General features: G+C 63.3%; 1 protein-coding gene. It reads right to left on the bottom strand.

Annotated features, from left to right (window positions below):
• On the bottom strand, positions 1-1,174 hold a 1,174-nt coding region (gene tuf / locus EYB42_RS17205), incomplete at both ends, for an elongation factor Tu (RefSeq protein ID WP_135451294.1).

The raw sequence follows: 1,174 nt of genomic DNA, 5'->3' as shown, positions 1-1,174 counted from the left end.
AGGCGATGATTTTCGAGACGACGCCTGCGCCGACGGTGCGGCCGCCTTCGCGGATGGCGAAGCGCAGCTTCTCTTCCATCGCGATCGGGGCGATCAGCTCCACCTCGAACTTCAGGTTGTCGCCCGGCATCACCATCTCGGTGCCTTCCGGCAGCTTCACCGTGCCCGTCACGTCCGTCGTGCGGAAGTAGAACTGCGGACGGTAGTTCGCAAAGAACGGCGTGTGGCGGCCGCCTTCCTCCTTGGTCAGGATGTAGGCTTCGGCCTCGAACTTGGTGTGCGGCTTCACCGAACCGGGCTTGCACAGCACCTGGCCGCGCTCCACCCCGTCACGGTCGATCCCGCGCAGCAGCGCGCCGATGTTGTCGCCCGCCTCGCCGCGGTCCAGAAGCTTGCGGAACATCTCGACGCCGGTGCAGACCGACTTCTTCGTTTCCCGCAGACCCACGATCTCCACTTCGTCGCCGACGTTGATCACGCCACGCTCTACCCGGCCGGTCACAACCGTGCCGCGGCCCGAGATCGAGAACACGTCCTCGATCGGCATCAGGAACGGCTGGTCAACCGCGCGCGCAGGCGTCGGGATGTAGTCGTCAACCGCCTTCATCAGCGCCCGGATCGACTGCTCGCCGATCTCGGGGTTCTCGCCGATCATCGCCTGATGCGCCGAGCCCTTGATGATCGGAATCTCGTCGCCAGGATATTCATAGGACGACAGAAGCTCCCGAACTTCCATCTCCACCAGCTCCAGAAGCTCGGGGTCGTCCACAAGGTCGATCTTGTTCATGTACACGACCATGTAGGGAATCCCCACCTGACGGCCAAGCAGGATGTGCTCGCGCGTCTGCGGCATCGGCCCGTCCGAGGCCGCAACCACAAGGATCGCGCCGTCCATCTGCGCCGCACCCGTGATCATGTTCTTCACATAGTCGGCGTGGCCGGGGCAGTCCACGTGCGCATAGTGCCGCTTCTCGGTCTCGTACTCCACATGCGCCGTCGAGATCGTGATCCCCCGCGCACGCTCTTCCGGCGCCCCGTCGATCTGGTCGTAGGCCTTGAATTCACCGAAATACTTCGTGATCGCCGCCGTCAGCGTCGTCTTCCCATGGTCAACGTGACCAATGGTCCCGATGTTCACGTGCGGTTTCGTCCGTTCAAACTTTGCCTTCGCCAT

It is taken from the genome of Tabrizicola caldifontis, from assembly GCF_004762095.1.
Taxonomy (GTDB): domain Bacteria; phylum Pseudomonadota; class Alphaproteobacteria; order Rhodobacterales; family Rhodobacteraceae; genus Tabrizicola; species Tabrizicola caldifontis.
The sequence above is the reverse complement of the archived record's forward strand: the minus strand, read 5'-3'. Positions and strand labels throughout refer to the sequence as shown.